Origin of the sequence: Amycolatopsis thermalba, assembly GCF_023376025.1 — a bacterium.
GTDB lineage: Bacteria > Actinomycetota > Actinomycetes > Mycobacteriales > Pseudonocardiaceae > Amycolatopsis_E > Amycolatopsis_E thermalba.
Map to the genome: position 1 here is coordinate 1,844,708 of NZ_CP091196.1, position 22,596 is coordinate 1,867,303.

The 22,596-nt window shown below is 73.0% G+C and carries 20 protein-coding genes and 2 pseudogenes; 8 read left to right on the forward strand and 14 right to left on the reverse strand.

Going from position 1 to position 22,596, the window contains the following annotated elements; all coding sequences use genetic code 11:
* Positions 1 to 7 precede the first annotated feature (7 nt).
* Positions 8 to 1,132, forward strand: a complete 1,125-nt coding sequence (locus L1857_RS09015) for a citrate/2-methylcitrate synthase (RefSeq protein ID WP_094006631.1) — start codon at positions 8 to 10, stop codon at positions 1,130 to 1,132.
* On the opposite strand, the gene L1857_RS09020 is transcribed toward L1857_RS09015, so the two are convergent.
* A complete protein-coding gene (locus tag L1857_RS09020; RefSeq protein ID WP_233157355.1) occupies positions 1,125 to 1,457 on the reverse strand; it encodes a DoxX family protein in 333 nt (110 codons plus the stop codon). The genes L1857_RS09015 and L1857_RS09020 overlap by 8 nt on opposite strands.
* A gap of 61 nt (positions 1,458 to 1,518) precedes the next feature.
* Here L1857_RS09020 and L1857_RS09025 point away from each other — a divergent pair, with 61 nt between their 5' ends.
* Entirely contained in the window at positions 1,519 to 2,409 is an 891-nt protein-coding gene (locus L1857_RS09025; RefSeq protein ID WP_116111886.1) for a LysR family transcriptional regulator, read from the forward strand.
* 34 nt (positions 2,410 to 2,443) lie between these two features.
* On the opposite strand, the pseudogene L1857_RS09030 reads toward L1857_RS09025, so the two are convergent.
* Positions 2,444 to 2,548: pseudogene (locus tag L1857_RS09030) on the reverse strand (integrase core domain-containing protein); the annotation flags it as partial.
* A 286-nt stretch (positions 2,549 to 2,834) separates the two neighbouring features.
* On the reverse strand, positions 2,835 to 4,559 hold the full coding sequence (locus L1857_RS09035) for an IlvD/Edd family dehydratase (protein WP_094006628.1): 1,725 nt from the start codon (positions 4,557 to 4,559) through the stop codon (positions 2,835 to 2,837).
* Positions 4,560 to 4,708: 149 nt separating this feature from the next.
* On the opposite strand from L1857_RS09035, the gene L1857_RS09040 reads away from it, so the two are divergent.
* Positions 4,709 to 6,142, forward strand: coding sequence for a DHA2 family efflux MFS transporter permease subunit (locus L1857_RS09040; protein ID WP_094006627.1), 1,434 nt, complete (start codon positions 4,709 to 4,711; stop codon positions 6,140 to 6,142).
* On the forward strand, positions 6,139 to 6,546 hold the full coding sequence (locus tag L1857_RS09045; protein ID WP_249464843.1) for a MarR family winged helix-turn-helix transcriptional regulator: 408 nt from the start codon (positions 6,139 to 6,141) through the stop codon (positions 6,544 to 6,546). Before L1857_RS09040 ends, L1857_RS09045 begins: the two co-directional genes overlap by 4 nt.
* A 297-nt stretch (positions 6,547 to 6,843) precedes the next feature.
* Here L1857_RS09045 and L1857_RS09050 read toward each other — a convergent pair whose 3' ends face one another.
* Entirely contained in the window at positions 6,844 to 8,337 is a 1,494-nt protein-coding gene (locus tag L1857_RS09050) for a PucR family transcriptional regulator (RefSeq protein ID WP_249464847.1), read from the reverse strand.
* Positions 8,334 to 9,395, reverse strand: a complete 1,062-nt coding sequence (locus L1857_RS09055; protein ID WP_094006624.1) for a DUF917 domain-containing protein — start codon at positions 9,393 to 9,395, stop codon at positions 8,334 to 8,336. Before L1857_RS09055 ends, L1857_RS09050 begins: the two co-directional genes overlap by 4 nt.
* A gap of 55 nt (positions 9,396 to 9,450) precedes the next feature.
* Between L1857_RS09055 and L1857_RS09060 the strand changes: the two genes are divergently transcribed.
* Positions 9,451 to 10,230, forward strand: coding sequence for a putative hydro-lyase (locus L1857_RS09060; protein WP_205413332.1), 780 nt, complete (start codon positions 9,451 to 9,453; stop codon positions 10,228 to 10,230).
* Here L1857_RS09060 and L1857_RS09065 read toward each other — a convergent pair.
* From L1857_RS09065 to L1857_RS09100, 8 genes and pseudogenes are all read right to left on the reverse strand, one after another.
* A complete protein-coding gene (locus tag L1857_RS09065; protein WP_116111898.1) occupies positions 10,214 to 11,077 on the reverse strand; it encodes a trypsin-like serine protease in 864 nt (287 codons plus the stop codon). The genes L1857_RS09060 and L1857_RS09065 overlap by 17 nt on opposite strands.
* Before the next feature lie 49 nt (positions 11,078 to 11,126).
* Complete coding sequence (locus L1857_RS09070; protein WP_094006621.1) at positions 11,127 to 11,837, reverse strand: SDR family oxidoreductase; 711 nt, start codon at positions 11,835 to 11,837, stop codon at positions 11,127 to 11,129.
* Positions 11,834 to 12,928, reverse strand: a complete 1,095-nt coding sequence (locus L1857_RS09075) for an S-methyl thiohydantoin desulfurase family protein (RefSeq protein WP_094006620.1) — start codon at positions 12,926 to 12,928, stop codon at positions 11,834 to 11,836. The genes L1857_RS09070 and L1857_RS09075 overlap by 4 nt, the downstream gene beginning before the upstream one ends.
* Positions 12,925 to 14,001 (reverse strand): S-methyl thiohydantoin desulfurase family protein, encoded by a 1,077-nt coding sequence (locus L1857_RS09080; protein WP_116111900.1) that lies wholly within the window; start codon positions 13,999 to 14,001, stop codon positions 12,925 to 12,927. Before L1857_RS09080 ends, L1857_RS09075 begins: the two co-directional genes overlap by 4 nt.
* Positions 13,998 to 15,536, reverse strand: a complete 1,539-nt coding sequence (locus tag L1857_RS09085; protein ID WP_094006618.1) for a hydantoinase/oxoprolinase N-terminal domain-containing protein — start codon at positions 15,534 to 15,536, stop codon at positions 13,998 to 14,000. The genes L1857_RS09080 and L1857_RS09085 overlap by 4 nt, the downstream gene beginning before the upstream one ends.
* A 14-nt stretch (positions 15,537 to 15,550) precedes the next feature.
* A complete protein-coding gene (locus L1857_RS09090) occupies positions 15,551 to 16,876 on the reverse strand; it encodes a purine-cytosine permease family protein (RefSeq protein WP_094006617.1) in 1,326 nt (441 codons plus the stop codon).
* A gap of 113 nt (positions 16,877 to 16,989) precedes the next feature.
* Positions 16,990 to 18,188, reverse strand: a pseudogene (locus tag L1857_RS09095) (cysteine desulfurase-like protein).
* A 14-nt stretch (positions 18,189 to 18,202) separates the two neighbouring features.
* On the reverse strand, positions 18,203 to 19,153 hold the full coding sequence (locus L1857_RS09100) for a helix-turn-helix domain-containing protein (protein WP_116111905.1): 951 nt from the start codon (positions 19,151 to 19,153) through the stop codon (positions 18,203 to 18,205).
* Between the two features lie 87 nt (positions 19,154 to 19,240).
* Here L1857_RS09100 and L1857_RS09105 point away from each other — a divergent pair, with 87 nt between their 5' ends.
* Positions 19,241 to 19,468 (forward strand): hypothetical protein, encoded by a 228-nt coding sequence (locus L1857_RS09105; protein ID WP_249464849.1) that lies wholly within the window; start codon positions 19,241 to 19,243, stop codon positions 19,466 to 19,468.
* Between the two features lie 806 nt (positions 19,469 to 20,274).
* Positions 20,275 to 20,772, forward strand: a complete 498-nt coding sequence (locus tag L1857_RS09110) for a DUF4262 domain-containing protein (protein WP_205413328.1) — start codon at positions 20,275 to 20,277, stop codon at positions 20,770 to 20,772.
* A 417-nt stretch (positions 20,773 to 21,189) separates the two neighbouring features.
* Here L1857_RS09110 and L1857_RS09115 read toward each other — a convergent pair whose 3' ends face one another.
* Positions 21,190 to 21,402: a hypothetical protein gene (locus tag L1857_RS09115; RefSeq protein ID WP_094006611.1), complete on the reverse strand. Its 213-nt coding sequence runs from the start codon at positions 21,400 to 21,402 to the stop codon at positions 21,190 to 21,192.
* A 131-nt stretch (positions 21,403 to 21,533) separates the two neighbouring features.
* Here L1857_RS09115 and L1857_RS09120 point away from each other — a divergent pair, with 131 nt between their 5' ends.
* Positions 21,534 to 22,583: a zinc-binding dehydrogenase gene (locus tag L1857_RS09120; RefSeq protein WP_249464851.1), complete on the forward strand. Its 1,050-nt coding sequence runs from the start codon at positions 21,534 to 21,536 to the stop codon at positions 22,581 to 22,583.
* Positions 22,584 to 22,596 lie beyond the last annotated feature (13 nt).

Genomic DNA, 22,596 nt, shown 5'->3' on the forward strand with positions numbered 1-22,596 from the left:
CAGGTCGATGGGCGACGAGGGATTCCTCACGACGGCCGAGGTGGCGCGGCGGCTGGGCGTGAAGGCCGAGACTGTGTACGCGTACGCGAGTCGCGGGCTGCTGACGAGCGTCAAGCGGCCGGGGCGGCGGGGGAGTCTGTTCGCGGCCGAGGAGGTCGACCGGCTGGCCGGGCGGGGGCGCGAGCCGGGCGTGGTGGAGGGGATCCGGACGCGGCTGACGCGCTTCGACGGCGACGAGGTCTCCTTCCGCGGCGAGCGGGTGACCGATCTGGCGGGGGAGTGGTCGTACGAGTCGGTCGCGCACTTCCTGTGGACCGGGGAGCTGGCCGAGCGACCGGCGTTCCCGGAGTCGGCGGAGCTGGCCGGGCTGGTGCGGTCGGCCACCGGGGCGCTGCCCGCGACGGCGCGCCTGACGGATCACCTGCGGGTGGCCGTCGCCGTGCTGGGGGCGGCCGATCCGCTGCGGTTCGACCTCGCGCCCGAGGCGGTGCGCCCGGCGGCGGAGCGGCTGATCGGGGTGCTGGCGGACGCGCTGCCCGGCGGGTCGGCGCGGGGCACCCTGGGGGCGCGGTTGTGGCCGAAGCTGACGTCGCGACCGCCGGAGCCGGAAATCCTCGACGCCGCACTGGTCCTGCTCGCCGACCACGGGCTGGCGGTGTCCACAGTGGCCGCCCGGGTGGCGGCGAGCGCGCGGGCGAACGTGTACGCGGTGGTGTCGGCCGGGCTGGGCGCGATGGACGGGCACTACCACGGCGGGGCGAGCACGCTGGCGTACCGGTTCCTGGCCGAGGCGCGGGAGAACCCGGTGGACGCCCTGTCCGAGCGGTTGCGGTCCGCCGGCTCGATCCCCGGGTTCGGGCACCGGATCTACCAGCGGCGCGACCCGCGGGCGGACGCGCTGCTGGCGCTGCTGCCGGAGAACCCGGTGGTGGACCTGCTGCTCGACCAGCTCGCCGGCCGCACCGACCTGTTCCCGAACACCGATCTGGCGCTGGCCGCGATGATGCACGCCTTCGACATGCGCCCGGACGCCGGGGAAGCGATCTTCGCGGTGGCCCGGATCGCCGGCTGGGTGGCCCACGCGCTGGAGGAGTACGGCGAGCCGGGGCTGCGGTTCCGGGTCCTCAACTGAGCGCGAGGCTCGCCACCGCCAGCGCGAAGAACAGCCCCGGCACGGCGATGTTGCCGAACACGCGGGCCCGCACGTGCGCGATCAGCGCCCCGAGGAAGAACAGCACCAGGCCGGCCGCCGCGGCGATCCCGATCCAGCGCACCCCCAGCAGACCGAGGAGCAGCCCCGCGGCACCGGCCGCCTTCAGCGTCCCCAGCACCGGCAACCACGATGCCGGCACCCCCACCGCCGCCGAGTTCGCCAGCACGAATCGCGCCCGGGCGAAGTCCGCGACGGCGATCGCCGCGTTGAGGAGGATCGTCAGCACAGTCACTGTCACGTACACCCCACCAGCGTCGGGGCGGCGGCGGGAGCGCGTCCAATACCCGCTTCCATAACCTGGTGGCATGGACGTGGACACGCGCCTGCTCCGCTACTTCGCCGCCGTCGCCGAGGAGGGCAACCTCACGCGCGCGGCGGGGCGCCTCTTCGTGTCCCAGCCCGCGCTCACCAAGCAGATCAGGCAGCTCGAAGCGCAGCTCGGCACCACGCTGTTCACGCGCTCCCGCCGCGGCATGGCACTCACGGACGCCGGGCGGGTGCTCGCGGACCGCGTGCCCGCCCTGCTCGACGGCTGGGACCGCACGTGCCGCGAAACCCGCGCCGCCGGCAGCCGGGTGCTGCGGGTCGGTTTCCTGGCCAGCGCGGCGAACGAGGCGACACCGGCCATCATCTCCGCGTTCGGCCGCCGCCGGCCGGGCTGGCGGGTCGACATGCGCCAGGCCGCCTGGTCGAACCCGACCGCGGGGCTGGCCGGCGCCGAGGTCGACGCCGCCCTGGTCCGGCTCCCGTTCCCGGGCCAGGACGAACTCCGGGTGCGGGAACTGTTCAGCGAACCCCGCTGGGTCGCGCTACCCGCGTCGCACCCGCTCGCCGGCCGGGACGAGATCGCCTTCCGCGAGCTGTGGGACGAGCCGTTCGTCGCCGCCCCGGCCGAGACCGGCTGGTGGCGCGACCACTGGCTGGGCGCCGACGAACGCGACGGCGAGCCGCGCATCGGAGCCGTCACCGACCAGCCGGACGAGTGGCTGAGCGCGATCGCCAACGGCTACGGCATCGCGCTCGCCCCCGAATCGGCCGCCCGCTTCTACGCCCGCCCCGGCATCGTCTACCGCCCGGTGCGCGACGTCGGCCCCACCCGGGTCGGCATCGCCTGGCACCCGGCCGACGACGACAACCCGGTCATCGCCGACTTCGTGACCTGCTGTGTGGAAGCGACCCGGTCCGAGCCGGCCTAGTTTGTGCTCGGCCGTCAGGTTGGTGGCAGTCGGCTGGTGCGTGGCCGCCGAGTGCGTTGTGGCGGCGTTGGGTGTTGTAGTGCTCGAGCCAGGGTGCAAGTGCGGTTGCTCGTTCGGTGTTGCTGGTGAAGACCTGTCGGTCTGCAGGGTGCGGTGGTAGCGCTCGACCTGCCGGGCGAGTGGGTCCAGCGCCGACAGCCGAGGCACGTCGTGGCGGGCCAGCACGCGCGACACCGTGTCTTCACGCACTTGCGTGAAATGCCATGGCCTTCGCGATATGTGCCTGCGGCCGCCCCTGTCGTGCGGGCATCACGGTGTGGCACGAGAGCCTCCGGCTGGCGTGGGCCCTGGACAAGCCACACCCCAACCGGAGCCTCCCCCATGTCAACACCAGCCAGCCGCTACCAACGTCCTGGCCAAGGACACTAGTGCGAGTCGCGGGGTACCTGGTGGCCCCGGGAGCCGCGCAGGAAGTCGAAGTCCGCGCCCTGGTCGGCCTGCAGCACGTGCTGCGTGTAGAGCCAGGTGTACCCGCTCCGGTACGGTGACTCCGGCGCCTGCCAGGACGCCCGCCGCGCGGCCAGTTCCTCGTCGGACACCTCGACGTTCAGCGTCCGCGCCGCCACGTCCAGGGTGATCAGGTCGCCGGTCCGCACCAGCGCCAGCGGGCCGCCCACCGCGGACTCCGGTGTCACGTGCAGGACCACCGTGCCGTAGCTGGTGCCGCTCATCCGCCCGTCGCAGATGCGCACCATGTCCGTCACCCCGGCCTTGAGCAGCTTCGCCGGCAACGCCACGTTCGAGACCTCCGGCATGCCCGGGTAGCCCCTCGGCCCGGCGCCGCGGATCACCAGGATGCTCGTCTCGTCCACGTCGAGGTCCGGGTCGTCGGCCACGGCGTGGTAGTCCTCGACCGTGTCGAACACCAGCGCCCGCCCCTGGTGCTTGAGCAGGTGCGGCGACGCGGCCGACTGCTTGATCACCGCACCACCCGGGCACAGGTTGCCGCGCAGCACCGCGGTGCCGCTGCCGACCGGCTGGAACGGCTCCTCGACCGTCGTGATCACGTCGGTGTTGAAGTTCTCCGCCCCGGCCACGTTCTCGCCGACCGCGTTGCCGGTGACGGTCACGCTGCCGGAGTGCAGCAGCCCGGCCTCGGCGAGCTGGCGCATCACCACCGGCAGGCCGCCGGCGTAGCAGAAGTCCTCCATCAGGTACTTGCCCGACGGCATCAGGTTCACCAGGGTCGGGACCTCGCGGATGAGCGTGTCGAAGTCGTCCAGCGACAGGTCGATCTCGGCCCGCCCGGCGATCGCGAGCAGGTGGATGATCGCGTTCGTCGACCCGCCGATCGCGGCGTTGACGCGGATCGCGTTCTCGAACGCCTCACGCGTGAGGATCCGCGACGGCCGCAGGTCCTCCTCGACCATCTCGACGATCCGCTGCCCCGCGGACTGCGCGATCTCGAAGCGGTGCGCGTCCACCGCCGGCCAGGTCGCCGAGCCGGGCAGCTGCATGCCCAGCGCCTCGGCCATGCACGCCATCGTCGACGCGGTGCCCATCGTCATGCAGTGCCCGTTCGAGCGCGCCATGCAGCCCTCGGCGAAGAAGCACTCCTCCTGGGTCATGCGCCCGGCCTTGAGCTCCTCCTCGAACTTCCACACGTGCGTGCCCGACCCGACGTCGGCGCCGCGGTACTTGCCGTTGAGCATCGGCCCGCCGGTGACCATCACCGCGGGCAGGTCGACGCTCGCCGCGGCCATCAGCATCGCCGGGGTCGTCTTGTCGCAGCCGGACAGCAGCACCACCCCGTCCAGCGGGTTGGCGCGGATGAGCTCCTCGACCTCCATCGCCATCAGGTTGCGGTAGAGCATCGCGGTCGGGCGCATCAGCGTCTCGCCGGTGGCCATGGTCGGGAACTCCAGCGGGAACCCGCCCGCCTGCCACACCCCGCGCTTGACCGCCTCCGCGACCCGGGTCAGGTGCGCGTTGCACGGCGCCAGCTCCGACGCGCTGGTCGCGATGCCGATCACCGGCCTGCCGTCGAACACCTCGGCCCCGAAGCCCTGGTTGCGCATCCAGGAGCGATAGATCATCCCCGCGCGGCCGGTCGCCCCGAACCACGCCGTGCTGCGCCTCTGCCCCGTCACGAAACTGTTCCTCTCCGTCGAGTGCGTGCGCTCCGCACGTTAAATCATTGGATGATTGAAGTCCAGAGGCGTCGGAGATCACAGTGGCTGCGCAGGCCAGAGGGTTGTACATTTATAACTGTTATAGGACTGCAACGTTTGGGGTGCGTGTGCCGGAGCTGTCCCACCGCCGTCGTCTCCTCGTGCTGGCGATCTGCTGCCTGAGCCTCTTCGTCGTCGCGATGGACACGACCATCGTCAACCTCGCGCTCCCGTCGATCGAGCGCGAGTTCTCCGCGAGCGTGTCGAGTCTGCAGTGGACGATCGACGCCTACACGCTCGTGCTGGCCAGCCTGCTGATGCTGTCCGGGTCGACCGCCGACCGGATCGGGCGGCGGCGCACGTTCCAGGCCGGGCTGGTGCTGTTCACGCTGGGGTCCCTGCTGTGCAGCGTGGCGCCGGGCATCGGGCTGCTGATCGTGTTCCGCATGCTGCAGGCGGTCGGCGGGAGCATGTTGAACCCGGTCGCCATGTCGATCATCACGAACACCTTCACCGACGCGCGCGAACGGGCGCGGGCGATCGGGATCTGGGGCGCGGTCGTCGGGCTGAGCATGGCGCTGGGCCCGGTGGTCGGCGGGGTGCTGGTGGACGCCGTCGGGTGGCGGTCGATCTTCTGGATCAACATCCCGGTCGGGATCGCCGCGCTGGTGCTGACCGCGTTGTTCGTGCCGGAGTCCAAGGCGCCGCGGGCCCGGCGGCTCGACCCGGTGGGGCAGCTGCTGGCCGTGGTGGCGCTGGCGAGCCTGACCTACGGGATCATCGAGGGGCCGCACCACGGCTGGGCGTCCGGGCTGACGCTCGGGTGCTTCGCGGTGGCGGTCGCGGCCGGAACCGGGCTCGTCGCCTACGAGCGGCGGCGGGCGGAACCGTTGCTGGACCCCAGGTTCTTCGCGAGCGTGCCGTTCTCCGGGGCGACGGTGATCGCGGTGTGCGGGTTCGCCGGGTTGAGCGGGTTCCTGTTCCTGAACGCGTTGTACCTGCAGAACGTGCGGGGCTTCACGCCGCTGCACGCGGGGCTGCTGACGCTGCCCAGCGCGCTGGCGATCTTCGCGCTCGCGCCGCTGTCCGGACGGCTGGTCGCCGCGCGCGGCGCGCGGATCCCGCTGGTGGCCGGGGGACTGGGCCTGGCGGTGAGCGGGGTGCTGCTGACCAGGCTGGGCGCGGAGACCGGGATCGGGTGGCTGGTGGTGGCCTACGTGGTGTTCGGCGCCGGGTTCGGGATGCTCAACCCGCCGATCACGAACACCGCGGTGTCCGGGATGCCGCGCGCGCAGGCCGGGGTGGCCGCGGCGGTGGCGTCGACGAGCCGGCAGGTGGGGGCTTCGCTCGGGGTCGCCGTGCTGGGCGCGGTGGTCACGTCGCACGTCTCCGGCGGGTTCACGACCGGCTTCCCGGCGGCGAGCCACCTCGCGTGGTGGATCATGGCCGGATGCGGCGTGGTGGTGATGGTGCTGGGCGTGCTGACGACGGGCGGTTGGGCGAAGGCGACGGCCCGGCGGGCGACGGCGCTGTTCGACGAGCAGGTGGGAGCGCGGACGTGAGCGCGGCGGAGCGCGTGTGGGAGCGGATGCAGGACGTGCTGGGCCGGCACGACCGGCGTAAGGCGGTCACCGAGGCGCTCGGGCTGAGCTTCATCAAGATCAAGGCCCTGCGGCGGCTGGCGTCCGGGCCGCTGACGCTGGCGGACCTGGCGGAGCGGCTGAACACCGACCGCCCGTACGTGACGCTGGTGGTGGACGACCTGGAACAGCGCGGGCTGGTGTCGCGGACGGTGCACCCGCAGGACCGGCGACGCAAGCTGGTGGCGGTGACACCCGCGGGCGCGGAGGCGGCGGCCACGGCGGAGCGGATCCTGGCGGAGCCGCCCGCGTCGCTGGCCGCCCTGGACGCCGACGAGCTCGCGCAGCTGGACCGCCTACTGGCGAAGCTCACCACCGCCGGCTGACACACCGCCAGCGCAGACCTCACGCCCCCCCGGCCGCGGACCTCACGCGCGCGAGCGCAGAACTCGCGTGCCTGAGCGCAGAACTCGCGCCCCCGAGCGTGGGACTCGCGTGCCTGAGCGTGGAACTCGCGTGCCTGAGCGTGGGACTCGCGTGCCTGAGCGTGGGACTCGCGCGGCGCGCGAGTCCTGCGTATCGGCGCGCGAGTCCTGCGTTCCTGCGCGCGAGTTCTGCGTTCCTGCATGCGAGTTCTGCGGTCCGGCGCGTGAGTTCTGCGTTCCTGCGCCCGAGTTCTGCGGTCAGGTGCCGAGCGTGATGGCTCTCGACGCCAGGTGGAGGGCCAGGCGGTCGTCCGGGCGGGAGAGGTCCACCCCCAGCAGCTGCTCGATCCGGGCGATCCGCGCGGCGACCGTGTTGCGGTGCACCCCCAGCACCGCGGCGGTCTCGGCGATCGAGGACTCCGCGTCCAGGTACACCGCGAGCGTCCGCACCAGGTCGCCGGGCGCGTTGCGCAGCGGGGCGACCAGCGCGCGGGCCGCGGGCTCGAACGTGTCCGTCCGCGTCCACTCCAGCAGCAGCTGCGCCATGCCCAGCTGGTCGACGTGCAGGAAGTGCCCCGACTCGGGCCGGGTCGCGGCCAGCCGGGCGGCGTCCGTCGCCTCGGCGATCGTCGCGGCCAGGCCGTCCGGGCGCGGGTGCGGGCGGCCGACCCCGAGGTGCGAACCGAGCGTGCGCCGCAGCGTCTTGTGCGCCGCCCGCAGCCGCGCCGCCAGCGTGCGCACCCGCTCGGCCGTCGGCTCCTGGTCGAACGTCACCCACCCGGTCCAGCCGTCGCCGTGCTCGACGACCACCGCGGTGATCTGCTCCGCCCGCAACGCCCGCACCACCTCGGTCGTCCGCGCCACCGTGTCCACACTGGACGCCACGCCGATGCGCAGCCCGACGTGCCAGCCGCCCAGCCGCCACCCGGCGTCCGCGGCCCGGCGGCGCATGTCGGCGCCCGGCTCCGCGTCCAGCCGCAGCAGGTCGCCGAGCAGCGCGGTGCGCGAGCGCGCGTCCCGTTCCAGCTCCAGCCGGTTCGCCAGCAGCCACCGCTGCACCGCGCCCGCCGCGACCGCCAGCGCCGGCGGCACCACGTCCGCCCGCGCCGCCTCGGCCCCGGTCAGCTCGGCCGCCACCCACAGCACCGGGCCGGCCAGCAGCGCGGGATGCGCCAGCAGCACGCGGTCGTCGAGGTCCACCCGCTGCGGCACCGGCTCGCCCACCCGGATCCGCCCGGCCGACGCCAGCTCACCCGCCACCGGCTCGCCCCGGTCGTCCAGCAACGCCACCGGCGATCGCAGCAACCCGCGCAGCGCGGACACCACCTCCTCCGGCGAGCGCAGCCGTTCGCCGAGCGCGCGGTGCGTGGCCAGCACGAGGTTCGCGCGGTCCAGCTCGGGCGCGGCGAGCATCAGCCGGGCCTCGACGAGCAGGTCCAGCGGGCGGGCCGCCGTCACCAGCAGCGGCATCGCGAGCCGGTCGGCCAGCAGCCGGGTCGCGGTCAGCGGTTCGACCTCCGGCAGGAGCAGGCCCGCCGCGCCGCGGTCCGCCCCGCGCCGCAGGAGCGCGTCGATCTGCCAGTCCGTGCCGCGCAGCTCCCGCGCCAGCACCAGCAGCTCGCCGGGCCCCGGGCTGTCCCCGGCGTCCAGCGTCGCCCGGACCGTCTCCAGTGGACGGTCCAGTCCGGACCCGCCCGCCGCCACCCGGACCTCGGTCCACGACGGCAGGGCCAGCAGACGACGCAGGATCATGCCAGCACCGGATCGGAGTCGATGCCGTACGCCCGCGGCCGCAGCACCGGCAGCCGCCGCGGATCGGTCCAGAACGGCGCCGCGGCCAGCCGCAGCACGTCGACCTCGATCCCGGCGCGGATTCCGTCGCACGGCACCGGCACGCCGGTGCGGTGGTCCACCACGGCCAGCACGTCCGGGGTGGACGCCACCGGCTGCCCGTCACGCAGGGCCAGCAGGTACTCGTTTTCCATCTCCAGCCGCAGCAGCGCGCCGGTGCGGTGGTCGGTGAGGGTGGCGCTGCCGCGGCCGAACCCGGCGCGGCCGTGCCGCCCGGGCCCGAGGCGCCGGGACACCTCCAGCACCCGCCCCATCGCGAGCACCTGCCCGCCGGAGGCTTCCGCGAGCCGGTCCGGCTCCGGGCTCTCCCCGGCCGCGAGCACCCGCCGCCCCAGTTCGAGCGCGCCGGTGACGCTGCCCATCACCGCGCACCCCGGCAGTTCCCCCGCCGGCAGCGGGGCGAACGCCATCGCCGCCCAGCCACCGGAACTGGCCAGGAACGCGCGAGCGCCCCGCTCGACCGACTCGTCCGAACCGGCTGCCAGCACGAGCACCTGACCACCCGGCTCGGCGAGCGCGGCCGGTGCCAGGCCGCGGCCGGTCGCGGCGATGGAGAGCTGGTCCAGCCGCGGCAGCCCGCGCCCGGACAGGTCCGCGTCAGCGCACGGCAGGCCCAGCTCGACCGCGGCCACCAGCGGCATCAACCCGTTGAGCCCGCCGATCTCGATCGACATCAGAGCGCCCGCGGGCGTGCCGGTCCAGCGTTCGATCGCGGCCACCGCCGTCGCGAACTCCGAGCCGCTGGGCAGCTTCTCGGCGAAGGCGGCGGTCGCGCCGACGATCCCCACCGGCATCACCAGGGTCGCCGGATCCAGCGCGCCGGGCACGTCGGGTTCGCGGCCCCGGCCGACGAGCTGGCGCAGCAGCGCCGCCGCCGTCATCGTGTCGCCCCCACCGCCCGACCCGAGCAGCGCGACGCCCCGTTCGAGTGCGGGCACGTCCGCCGCGGTGATGCGCATGCTTGCCTTCATGTGCTGAGCTGGAGGTATGACCAGGGTAGACGATCCAGCGACCATGACCCCGGACCAGGCGCGGGCGGCGTTCCGCGCCGGAACCGTGGCGCCGACGTCGGGGTGGGCGACCGGGTTCACCCAGACCAACCTGATCGCCGTGCCGTGCGACTGGGCCTACGACGTGCTGCTGTTCTGCCAGCGCAACCCGCAGCCGTGCCCGGTCCTCGACGTCACCGATCCGGGCAGCACCTCGACCGTCCTCGCCCCCGGCGCCGATCTGAGCCGCGACCTGCCCAGCTACCGGGTGTGGCGCGACGGCGAGCTGGCCGAGGAGGTCGACGACGTGAGCGGGCTGTGGCAGGAGAACCTGGTCGCGTTCTCGATCGGGTGCAGCTTCACCTTCGAGACCGGGCTGCTCGCGGCCGGCGTCCCGCTGCGGCACCTGGAGCAGGGCCGCAACGTGTCGATGTACGTGACGAACCGCCAGTGCCGGCCGGCCGGGCGGCTGCACGGCCCGCTGGTCGTGTCGATGCGCCCGATCCCGGCCGGCCAGGTCGACGAGGCGATCGCGATCAGCGGCGCGATGCCGGCGGTCCACGGCGCGCCGGTGCACGTCGGCGACCCCGCCGGACTCGGGATCGCCGACCTGGCCCGCCCCGACTTCGGCGACCCGGTCGAGGCGGAGCCCGGTGACGTGCCGGTGTTCTGGGCGTGCGGGGTCACCCCGCAGGCGGCCCTGATGGCGTCGAAGCCGCCGTTCGCCATCACCCACTCGCCCGGCCACATGTTCATCACCGACCGGCGGGACAGCGAGTACCGGGTGCCTACGGCAGCGCGGTGAACGGCGCCAGGAACGTGCGCGCCGAGGGGGTGTCCAGGCGGTAGGTCACGTTGGTGGCGTAGCAGGGCGCGTCGCCGGTGATGGTGGTGGACACCAGCACGCGTTGTCCGCCGATCGTGGCGAAGTTCGGCCCGCCGGAGTCGCCGTAGCAGGCGCCGCCGTTGCCCTGCGGCGCGGTCATCGCCAGGCGCACCCAGGTGTTGTTGAGCGCGTTGAAGCTGACCGGCGCCTTCATCCGCACGCCGCCGCCTGGGTGGGTGTGGCCGCCGGGACCGTTGACGGCCTCCTGCGTCCCGTAGCCCACGACGACGAACGGCGTGCTGTTCAGGCCGCGGGGCCCGAGCTGGTCCAGCTGTCCCGCGGTGGGCAGTTGCGCCGGGGTGAACGACCACCGCGCGGCGACCTGCTGCGCGGGCAGCTGGACGACCGCGATGTCGTGGGAGTCGGCGGAGTTGCCCGGGTAGGCCGGGTCGGTGTGCGCGACGCCTGCCACGCCGACCGCACGCGCCACCGCGGCCGGGTCGCCCGGATACCGCTGCGCGGCGGCGTCGAGGCCGGACTGCACGTCCTGGTCGAGCGAGACGTAGAACCGCACGTTCGCGGGCCAGTCGCTGGTGCAGTGCGCGGCGGTGAGGAAGGTGTCGGCGTCGACCATGGTGCCCGAGCAGACCCAGTCCACGCGGTCCGGCGTGGCCGGGTTCGCGTCGTTGTCCCAGGTCGCGACGAGCGCGCCGACCTCGGTGCGCTCGGGCGCCGGGGTCGCGTGGTAGGAGTTGATGGCGGCGGCCGGGGCCGCCGTCGCCAGGATCGCGGCGACGGCGGCGGCCGAGGCGAGTGCTGCTTTCATCCGGAAGAGTCAACCCCACCGGCGGCCGGAAATCACCCGACCAATGGCCCTACCGGAACGAGTAGCCGCCGTCCGGGTAGAGCGTGGAGCCCGTCGTGAAGGTGGCGCCGAACAGGTAGAGCACCGCCTCGGCCACTTCGGGCTCGTTGCCGACCCGGTGCAGCACCGTGTCCGCGCGGTACTGCGCGAAGCTCGCCTCGCGGACGTCGGCGGGGCGCTGCGACCACAGGTTCCCGTCGATCGTGCCCGGCGCGACCACGTTGACCCGCACCGGCGCCAGCTCCACCGCGAGCCCGCGGCCGAGCCCCTCGATCGCGGCGTTGCACGCCACGTACGCGGGCGCGGGGCCCGGCGGGCGCACGCTCGCCGCGCCGGACATCAGCACCACCGAGCCGTCCCGGGACAGCTTCGGCGCCGCGTGCTTGACCGCGTGGTACTGGCCCCAGAACTTCGTCACGAACGGGCTCGCCGCGTCTTCGTCGCTCAGCTCCCGCATCGGCCCGGTCGTGTAGGAGGCGCCGGGGGTGAACAGGTGATCCACCCGCGGCACCGCGCCGAAGAACTCGGCCAGCGAGTCCTGGTCCGTGTTGTCCACGACGTGCCACTGCGCGCCGATCTTCTCCGCCGCGGCTTCCAGCGTCGCCGCGGTGCGGCCGCCGAGGAACACCTGCGCCCCGGCGTCCGCGGCCCGCCGCGCCACCTCGAACCCGATACCGGAACCGCCGCCGATGATCACCACGACCCGATCCGCCAGACTCACAGCAGCTCCTCCACCGGTGTGAACTCGTGGGACAACCCGAACGCGGCCGGGCCGAAGGTGGCCAGCGCCTCCGGCGTGCGCATCAGGTCCGGGGTCGAGATGCCGACCACCACGACCCGCTGGCCGTAGCGCAGCGTCTCGGTCGTGATCGGCTCGGCCGACTCGGACTCCAGCACGCAGACCAGGTCCGGCACCAGGCACCGCACCTCGCCGTCGACCAGGGCCAGCAGGTTCTCGTTCTGGAACAGCAGCTCCAGCTTGTGCGCGCCGTCGAACGACACCGCCTGCGCCCGCCCGCGCGCGAAACCGGCTTCGGTCCGGCGTTCCACATCGGACACCTTGCCGCGGAAGATCACCCGCAGGTTCCGGTACAGCGTCTCGCGCAGGGCCTCGGACAGCTCAGCGACCGGGTCGAGGTTGCGTTCCCGCGCCTCGCGGATCGTGCGGCCCACCGTCAACGCGAGCGACAGCGTGCGCGGCACCGCGGTGCGCTTGACCTCCGCGCCGCTCATCGCGTACTCGGCGATGTGCGCGACCCCGCCCAGCCGGATCGTGACGCCGCGCGCGAGCCACTCCATCCGCTTGTTGTCGGCCCCGGTGTCGATGACCGTGGTCTCGCCCCGCTCCCCGCCGATCGCCATCGGCGAGCCGGGCACGCCGTAGACGCCGAAGGTCTCCATCTGCAGCTCGGGGAACGCGCGGCCCATCCCGTCCGCGTCGACCACCGGCAGCCCCAGCCGCGCGCCGACCACCAGCGGGATCATCGAGTTGATCCCGCCGCACTCGATCGGCATCGTGGCGCTCGCCCGCTTGCCCAGGTGCTTCTCCAGCGTGCGCAGCGCGAGCACCGGCTCCGCACCGTTGGGCAGCTTTTCGTGCAGCACGGTCGGGGCGCCCATCTGCGCGGTCGGCACCACCAGCTCGTGGTCGCCGACCTCGGACGGGTCGAGGATCGTGATCGGCCCGTGCTCGCGGATCGCCTGCCGCACCAGCAGCCGTCCCACGTACGGGTCACCGCCGCCGCCGGTGCCGAGCACGGCCGCGCCGCGGGCGAGGTCTTCCAGGTGCTCCTCGGTCAGTGTCCAGCTCACGCGGGCACCCCGACCGGGTCGATGTCGTAGCCGAAGTACCGCGGCCCGGCCAGCTCGATGCCGCCCGGCGTGTGCCAGCGCGGGTCGGCAGGCGCGGCGATCACGGTGACCCGCTGGCCGTACCGCAGGCCCTCGGTGGTCACCGCCTCGCCGGACTCGGAGCCCAGGCAGCAGATCAGGTCCGGCACCGACGCCTGCGCGACCCCGTCCCGCTCGGCGACCAGGTGCTCGTTCTGGAACTTCAGCACCATCTCGCTGCCCGCGTCACCGTCCATTCCGGACAGTCGCGCCTCGCCGCGGGCGAACCCGGTGACGGTGCGCCGGGCGACGTCGACGACCTTGCCGCTGAACAGCTTCCGGCCGCCCAGCCGCTCGACCACGCGGGCGACGGGATCGGCGTGCTCGGCTCGCGCCTGCCGCACCGCGGCACCCAGCTCGGCGCACAGGCTGAGCGTGCCGGGCACCAGCGATTCGCGGGCCTGCGCGCCGGACATCGCGTAGTTGCTGATCATCGCCGAGCAGCCCATGTCGATCGTCGCCGACCGCGCCAGCCGCTCCGCCCAGTGGTTGTCCACCGTGTCCAGCACGCCGCGGTTGCCCTTCTCGTCGGCGATCGACATCGGGGTCGCGCGGATGCCGTACAGCGTGGGCAGCACCATCTGCAGCTCGGGGAACGCGCGGCCCATGCCGTCCGCGTCCACCAGCGGCAGGCCCAGCTGCGCCGCCGCGACCACCGGGATCAGCGAGTTGACCCCGCCGGCCTCGGCGCACGCGATGTGCGTCAGCTCCTTGCCCAGGTAGGTCGCCAGGGTGCGGGCGGCCACCCCGACCTGCTCGGCGGAGGGCAGCTTCTCGACCATCACCGTCGGCGCGCCCATCATCGCGACCGGCAGGACCACCGCGTCGTCGCCGACCTCGTCCAGCGGCACCAGCTCGACCGGTCCGTGGTCGCGCACCGCCGAGGACGCGAGCAGCCGTCCGATGTAGGGGTCGCCACCGCCGCCGGTGCCGAGGATCGCGGCGCCGCGGGCGATGTCGTCGAGGTGGTCGATCGTGATCTCGCGCATCGTCACGCTCCCAGCTGCAGGTCGCCGACCGCCTTGACCCGGATGCGGGTGGCGTTGCCGGGCAGGTAGGGGATGGGCACCTCGTCGAAGTCCACGATGCCGACCGACGCGGGGCTGGCACCGGCGGCGATCGCGCGGTCCACGGCCTCCTGCTTGGCTTCCTCGACCACGGCTTCGCGGCGGCCCGGCTCGATCGCGTACACCCGGTCCACCTCGCCGCCGATCTGCGCGATGGCCGCGCCGATCGCGTTGGCGACCGCGTAGTTCTCCGGCCGGTGCACCCTGCCGGCGTCGGACAGCTCGTCCGGCAGCAGCACCGAACCACCGCCGACAGCGACCACCGGCAGCGGCTCGGCCGAGGTGCGCATCCGCTCGACGACGTCGGACACGTCGGCGGCGATGCGGTCCAGCGCGGCCCGCACCACGTCGCGGTCCAGGTGCGCGACCAGGCTCGGGTCGCCGATCTCGGCGCGGCCCGCGGCCACCGCGAGGTCGGTCGCGGTCAGCGTGTCGCCGCCGAAGACCAGGGCCTTCGAGGTCAGCTCGTAGCCCACCGAGTCCGGGCCCACGGCCGTGCCGCGGACCCGGCTGCCGCCGCCGATGCCGATGGACAGCACGTCCGGCATGCGGAAGTTGGTGCGGATCCCGGCGACGCTGACGTCGGTGGTCGCCTCGCGCGGGAAGCCCTGCCGCAGCACGCCGACATCGCTGGTGGTGCCGCCGACGTCCACCACCGCGCAGGTGTCCAAACCGGACAGCACGGCCGCGCCGCGCATCGAGTTGGTCGGGCCGGAGGCGAACGTGGCGACCGGGTAGCGGCGGGCGAAGTCGACGTCCATCAGCGTGCCGTCGTTCTGGCTCAGGTACAGCGGCGCGGTGATGCCCGCGCCGGACACCGACGCGGCGAGCCCGTCCACGATGTGCGCGGCGAGTTCCCGCAGCGCGGCGTTGATGACGGTCGCGTTCTCCCGCTCCAGCAGCCCGATCCGGCCGATCTCGTGGGACAGCGAGATCGCCACGTCCGGCAGCTGCGCGGCGATGATCTCCGCCGCGCGGGCCTCGAACTCGGCGTTGACCGGGGAGAACACCGAGGTGATCGCGACGCTGCGCACCCCGGCCTGCCCCATGTCCTCGGCCGCCTTGCGCAGCTCGGACTCGTCGAGCTCGGCGATGTGGCGGCCGTCGAACTCGTGCCCGCCGTGCACCAGGTAGCTGCGCCCGGACACCGCGTCGACCAGCCGCTGCGGCCAGTCCACCATCGGCGGCAGCGACGCCCCGGCGGGCAGGCTCAGCCGCACCGCGGCGGTGGGGGCCAGCCGGTGCGCCTCCACCAGGGCGTTGATGAAGTGCGTGGTGCCGATCATCACGGCCTGCACCGCCGCCGGGTCGAACGCGCGCTGCTGCTGCAGGCCGTTGATCGCGGCGACGATGCCGGAGGTGACGTCCTCGGTGGTGCTGGTCTTGATCGAGGCGAGCACCTGCCGCCCGTCCAGCAGGACCGCGTCGGTGTTGGTGCCGCCGACGTCGATGCCGATGCGCACTGGGATTTTCCTTTCTACAGAGCGGGGACGGGGTCGGCGTCGGCGGTGCGGCTGCGGCCGATACCGCGGACCAGGCCGAGCTTCCCGGCGATCACGTACAGCACGAACGCCACGACCAGCGAGTTGATGCTGGGCAGGCCCCAGTCGACGAACTTGCCGATCAGCGCCGAGGCGATCCAGACGACGATGGTGGCCGGCACCCACACGGGCGCGTCCTCGGGCACGGTGCCCTTGGCGCGCGCGGCTTCCAGCTCGCCGCGCCACTTCTTCACCACGAAGTACTCGGCCACCATGATCCCGGCGATCGGCGGGAACGCGACGCCGAGCAGCGTGAGGAAGTCGGAGAACGCGCCGAGGATCCCGGCCGCCGCGAGCACGCTGCCGACCACGCCGAGCACGGCGGTGATCAAGCCGCGGTGGGCCTTGCGGCCGGACACCGTGCCGATGAAGTTCACCACGCCCAGGCCGGACGAGTACAGGTTCCAGTCGTTGATCTTGATGGTTCCGGCGATCACGATCAGCAGCCCGACCCAGCCGACCGACGACGTCACGATCGTGGTGATCTCGGCCGTCTTCACCGCGTGCGCCAGCAGCACACCGGCCATGCCGATGACGTACTCGCCGAGCGTGATGCCGACCAGCGTCTGCTTGACCACGTCGCCGGTGCTGCGGTTGAACCGCGTCATGTCCGGCGTGATCACCGCGCCGACGATGAACCCGCCCGCGACGAGCGTGGTGCCCTCCAGCAGGCTCAGCCCCGGGCCGGGCGGCGCCGACGACACCAGCGCGCCGACGTCGTGGCTGGACAGCTCCGAGATGATCGACCAGCCGACCAGGATCAGGAACGCCGGCACGGTCAGGTAGGCCGTCCACGCCATCGAGTGGAAACCGCGCACCACGATCGCGGTCACGACCAGGCCGAACACCAGCGCCCACGCCCACTCCGGCAGGCCGCCGATGAGCGAGACGAGACCCTGCGCCGACACCGCGGACTGGATGCCGAACCAGCCGATGAGGCTGATCCCGATCGCGAGCCCGATCAGCGCCGACCCGCCGCGGCCGAAGCCGGTCCAGCGGGCGATCATCGACGTCGACAGCCCTTCGCGCATGCCGATCACGCCGACGAGGATCGTGATGAGTTCGAGGATCACCGAGCCCAGGGTGAACGCGAGGAACGCCTGCCAGAAGCTCATCCCGAAGCCGACGGTCGCGCCGAGCAGGAACTGCGACAGCGCGGACACCTGGCCGAACCGTTGGATCGCGACCGACCACCACGAGTAGCGGGCGCTGTCCGGGACTCTGGTGAGGGCGTAGTCGTCGACACCGACTGACGAGGCCATGCCGACCTCCTTATCCGGAGAAGAAGCGGTTCCCAGCACCGTAAACAGCGCGAACGTCCCGGTCACTGTGCGAGGTGCACAGGCTCGCCGTCACGCCTGTGCACCTCGCCCGGTCAGAGGCTCCGGACACCGTCCAAGAGCCGGTCGACCTCGGCGGCCGTGGTGTAGGGCGCGATGCCGGCCCGGACCGCGCCGGTGTCACCCAGCCCCAGGTGACGGGAGCATTCCAGCGCGTAGAAGCTGCCCGCGGGCGCGTTCACGCCCCGCGCGCCGAGGCGCTCGTAGACCACCTGCGACGGCACGCCCGCGACGGAGAACAGCACCGTCGGGGTGCGGCGCCGGGTGGGGGAGCCGTACCGGGTGACGCCGGGGATCTCCGCCAGGCCCGCGTCCAGCCGGTCGAGCAGGGCCCGCTCGTGCTCCTCCAGCTCGGTCAGCGACCGCAGCAGGCGCTGCCGCCGGGAGCCGTCGCCGGGCACGAGGCCGGCCAGGAAGTCGATCGCCGCCGTGGTTCCGGCCAGCAGCTCGTACGGCAGCGTGCCCAGCTCGAACCGCTCCGGCACGGCGTCGGTCGAGGGCGCGAGCTTGTCCGGGTGCAGGGTCTCCAGCAGCTCGGGCGCGGCCGCGACCACCCCGAGGTGCGGGCCGAGGAACTTGTACGGCGAGCAGCCGAAGAAGTCCGCGCCCAGCGCCGTGATGTCGACGGGCGCGTGCGGCGTGAGGTGCACGCCGTCGACGTAGAGCAACGCTGGGGTTTCGTGCACCGCGACGGCGATCGCCGGGATGTCCGGGCGCGTGCCGAGCAGGTTGGACGCCGCGGTCACCGCGACCAGGCGGGTGCGGTCGGAGAGCAGGTTCGTGACGGCGTCGACCGGCAGCTCACCGGAGGCCGGGTCGAAGTCCGCCCACCGCACGGTGACCCCGTGCGCCTCCGCCGCCTGCACCCACGGCCGGATGTTCGCGTCGTGATCCAGCCGGGTCACCACGACCTCGTCGCCGGGTTGCCAGGTCTTGGCCAGCGCGCGGGAGAAGTCGTAGGTCAGCTGGGTCGTGTGCTGCGCCCGAACACGATGCCGCCGGGCTGGGCGCCGAGCAGGTCGGCGGCGGCCTGGCGCGCCTGCGCGACGATGCCGTCGGCGCGGCGTTCGGCGGCGGTGATCGAGCCGCGGTTGGCGATCGCGGCGCACAGGGTCGCGGCGACGGCCTCGCCGACGACGTCCGGCACCTGCGAGCCGCCGGGGCCGTCGAAGTGCGCGGCGCCCTCGTCGAGCGCGGGGAAGTGCTTGCGTACTGCGGTTACGTCATAGGCCACGAGGCCAGCATGCCTCAGGAAGCGGCGAACGTGCGGCGGTAGTCGTGCGGGGACACCCCGACCACGCGGTGGAAGTGGTGCCGGAGCAGGGCGCCCGTGCTGAACCCGCACTCGCGCGCGATCTCCTCGATGCTCAGCCGGGTGGTCTCCAGCAGGGTGCGGGCGTGCAGGACGCGTTGCGTGGTGAGCCACTTGACCGGCGTGGTGCCGGTTTCGGCGGCGAACCGGCGGGCGAAGGTGCGCTCCGACATCTGCGCGCGCCGGGCCAGCGCCGGAACCGTGTGCTCCTCGGCGAGGTTTTCGACCATCCACGCCAGCACCGGTTCCAGACTGTCCGCTGTGGACTCCGGCATCGGCAGCTCGACGAACTGGCGCTGGCCGCCGTCGCGCTGCGGCGGGACCACCATGCGGCGCGCGATCGCGGTGGCCGCCGCGGAGCCGAGTTCGCGGCGGACGAGGTGCAGGCACGCGTCGATGCCGGCGGCCGTGCCCGCGCTGGTGATGATGTCGCCGTCGTCGACGAACAGGACGTCCGGGTCGAGGATCGGCTCGGGGAAGCGCTGCTTGAACTCCTCGATGTGCTTCCAGTGGGTGGTGCACGGCCTGCCGTCGAGCAGCCCGGTGGCGGCGAGCAGGAACGCGCCGCTGCACACGGTCAGGAGGGTGGCGCCGTTCGCGTGGGCCTTCCGGATGGCGTCCAGGACGGCGGGCGGGTATTCGTCGCGGATGCGCATCGCGGGGATGGCCACGAGGTCGGCGCCGTCGAGCCCGTCCAGGCCGTACTCGGGCGTCAGCTTGACGCCGATCCCGGCCTGGATCGGTTCGCCGGCGCGTTCGCCGCAGACGCGGAACTCGATGGAAGGCACGCCTTCCTCGGTCCGGTCGATGCCGAACACCTCGCAGACGACGCCGAACTCGAAGACGGCGGCGCTGTCGACCAGCACGGAAGCGACGGTGCGAAGCATGCCTCCCAGAGTAGCTGGCAGGATTTTGCCGAACAAGGTCTGTTCTGCCACTTATGGCAGGTTCTCGTGCGGCGAATAATTTCTGCCATGACCGGATTGCTGATGTTCCTGCTGCTCATCGCCCTGATCGTGTGGGGCCTCAACCGCAACCACCGCCGCCAGGCGCCGCCGCGGATGTCCGGCAGTTTCGACGTCGAAGACCGCGACGCGTCGCGGATCCGAGCCGAGGCGGCCGCGCACCGCGACGAGGTCGACCGCCTCGAGTTCCAGATCGCGGCGGCTCCGCGCACGCGTCACCACGTGTTGCGCGCCTGACGACGACCTGGACTGGCGAGCTGAGCCCGGCCGACACGACCGGCATCCTGCGCCGCACGTGGATCCACCCGGCCCGCTGTGGGCTGGGACCGGCTCTCCGGCTGGGCCCAGGCCGAAACGCCGGGTTTCGACGCGGCAGGCACCCACCGGGTGATCCGGCACCTCGGTGGTGCGGTGACCGTCCGCCGCGGGCGGCACCCGGTGGCCCGCGGCCCCGCTACCTGATGCGCACGCGGGTCGAGCACGCATGCCGGTTGTTGTACGGCAGCATGTTGCCGATCCCGGAGGTCGCCGTGCGGTGCGGATTCTCGCGGTCCCCACGCTTCGGCGAGGAGACGGCCCTGTCGGCCGACCCCGAACATCAAACTCTTCGCGATGACGACCGTCTGACCCCAGGCAGCACGAGACAGTCGCGGAAAATATCCGCGAGCCGGCACCCGAGGTGACCGTTCGGCGCCGTAAGGCGCCCCTCTGCGCGAAGCGCAGGGAAAAGATCAAGAGATGTCCTCGCCGGACGGGCAGGCTCCGGGATGACGGGGAATGCAGTTCCGTCACCTTGGCGAGGTGGTCGCTGGGTGGTCAAAGCCCCGGCGCGCCGCGCGCCTGGGAGAGCCCGTGGTGACCGGTCTCGCCGGTGGTGGCTGGGTTTTGCGCCGCCCGGAAAGCCTATGGCGAGTGGCGCCGGGGTGTCGGGGTTTCCCCGATTAGCCACGATCGAGTGAACGTGCCGGTGCCTGGACTGTCTTTTTGTCGGTGCCGCCCTGCATAGTCGATCGCACGACGACGCGAACTCCGAGGGGGAGACGATGTGCGGGAAGTGCGACCGGCCGGGCGGGCACCTGCGCCACCTGTGCGAAATAGTAGGTGAGCACGGGTGGGCGGTGATTTCGTTCGAGGGCAACGGTTCGCGCCCGCCGTGGGCGTACACGGTGGGGTTGACCGGCCGGGGCATACCGGAGTTGGTGGTGACAGCGATGGAGCCCCACCAGGCGCGCGACGTGTTGAACGACGTGGCCGCGCACCTGCTCCACACGGGGGAGCCGGACCTGGAGCCGGGGGAGCGGTTGCCGGGCCCGGGGAACCTGCTGCTGGAGGCCGTGGCGGTGGAGGTGCCGTGGGTGCACTTGACCGTCGCGGTGGACCTGTACGGCCCCGAGATCCGCGCGACGCAACTGGTCCACGCGGACGCACGGGGCCGCTGGCCGTGGCACCGAGGATGGCTAGGCCCCGGCGGACGCCAGCCAGTGCTGGGTCGCCGCGCGGGCGCGGCGCTAGCCCAGCTGGCCAACCCACCCTGGCCCTAGCTGCGCGGTGCGGCGACGTCGGTGACGGGCTGACGCGAACAGGATGAGCTTCGTCGCGGGTCGCGGAGTGCTCGAAAGCCGACCGAGCCCACCGATGGCACCGCCCGGTCCACATTCACACAGAGAGGAGAGACGCCACACGCAGGTCCGTCGCCCAACGCCGTCGGACAACGACCCGACAGGCAGGGCGCGCCTCCGGGCTGCCCACCCAGCGGGCCCCTCGCAGGGCTGTCCACCGGGCGGGAACCCCCGCAGGGCTGCCCATCCGACGGGACCCCCGCAGGGCTGCCCACCCGACGGGAGCCTCGGAGGGCTGCCCACCCGGCGGAAACCCCGCAAGGCTGCCACCCAGTGGGCCCCTCACATGGGCTATCCACCGGGAAGGAACCTCGCCGGGCTGCCCACCCAGGGGGAACCTCACCGTGGCTTGCGGCGCCGCACCGCCATCCACTCGAAGTCGCGCACCCGGAAGTTCACGCCCTGCGCCGCGCGCACGTCGCGGTGGTGCTCGACGAGCTCGTCCGTCGTCCAGGGGCGTACCGGCCGCTTGCGGCGCGTGCGCAGGTCGTGCACTCCCGCGACGACCAGCAACAGGCCGATGAGGCTGACGATGACCACCAGAATCACCATGGGCGACCTCCCCAGACGGGTCACCCCCGATTCTGCCACCGATCGCGCCACGAAAGGGGAACGACCGTGTGCGACCCGCGCCGCTGGGCCACCATGTGGGGGACCGCCACCGCCAAAACGGGAGGACACCCATGGCCACGATGCTGGCCGGCCGGCTCGAGATCAGCTCGCGCAAGTTCGGCGTCCGGGAGGTGCCGGTCCCCGACCCCGGGCCCGGCCAGGTTCGGATCAAGGTGCGCGCGGCCGGGGTGTGCCTGTCCGACGTCCACCTGATCGATGGCACCCTCACGCCGCTCTTCCTCGAAACCCCGGAGGTCACGCTGGGGCACGAGGTGGCGGGCGAGATCGACGCGATCGGGCCCGACGTGCCGGACCGCTGGCACGAGGGCCAGCGCGTCGCGCTCGAGGCGGGGGAGCGCTGCGGCCAGTGCCCGAACTGCGTCCGCTTCCGCGACCCCTGTCTGCAGGTCCGCACGCGCGGCGTCGACTACGACGGTGGCTGGGCCGAGTACGCCCTCGCCGGCCAGCACACCCTCATCCCGATCCCCGACGACCTGCCGTTCGTGCAGGCGGCGATCGTCCCGGATGCCGTGTCCACGCCCTGGGGCGCGGTCACCGGCACCGGCCAGGCCCAGCCGGCTCGCCCGGCCGGGGTGTGGGGCGCGGGCGGGCTCGGCGTGCACGCGGTGCAGCTGCTCCGGCTGATCGGCGCCGCCCCGATCGTCGCGGTCGATCCGTTGGCAGCGGCGCGGGAACGGGCGCTGGAGTTCGGCGCCGACCTGGCGCTGGACCCGGGCGACCCCACCCTGCGCGAGCAGATCCTCGCCCTCACCGGCGGCGCCGGGCTGGACGTCGCGTTCGACATGGCCGGAGTCCCGCCGGTGCGCGAGCAGGCGGTCAGCTGCCTGGGCCTCGGCGGACGCCTCGTGCTCGTCGGCCTCACCCCGAAACCGCTCACCGTGACCGACGGCATCGGCTTCAGCTACCGCGGCCAGCACCTGCTCGGCCACTACGGCTCCCAGCCCGGCGCCGTCGAGCAGCTCATCGAACTGGCGCGCTACCACCGCGTGGAGTGGAGCCGCTCCATCAGCGGCACCTTCCCGCTCGCCGAGGCCGCGACCGCCGTCGAGCACCTGGAACGGAAGGAGGGCAACCCGGTCCGCCTCGTCCTGGTCCCCTGAGCCCGGCGCCGGA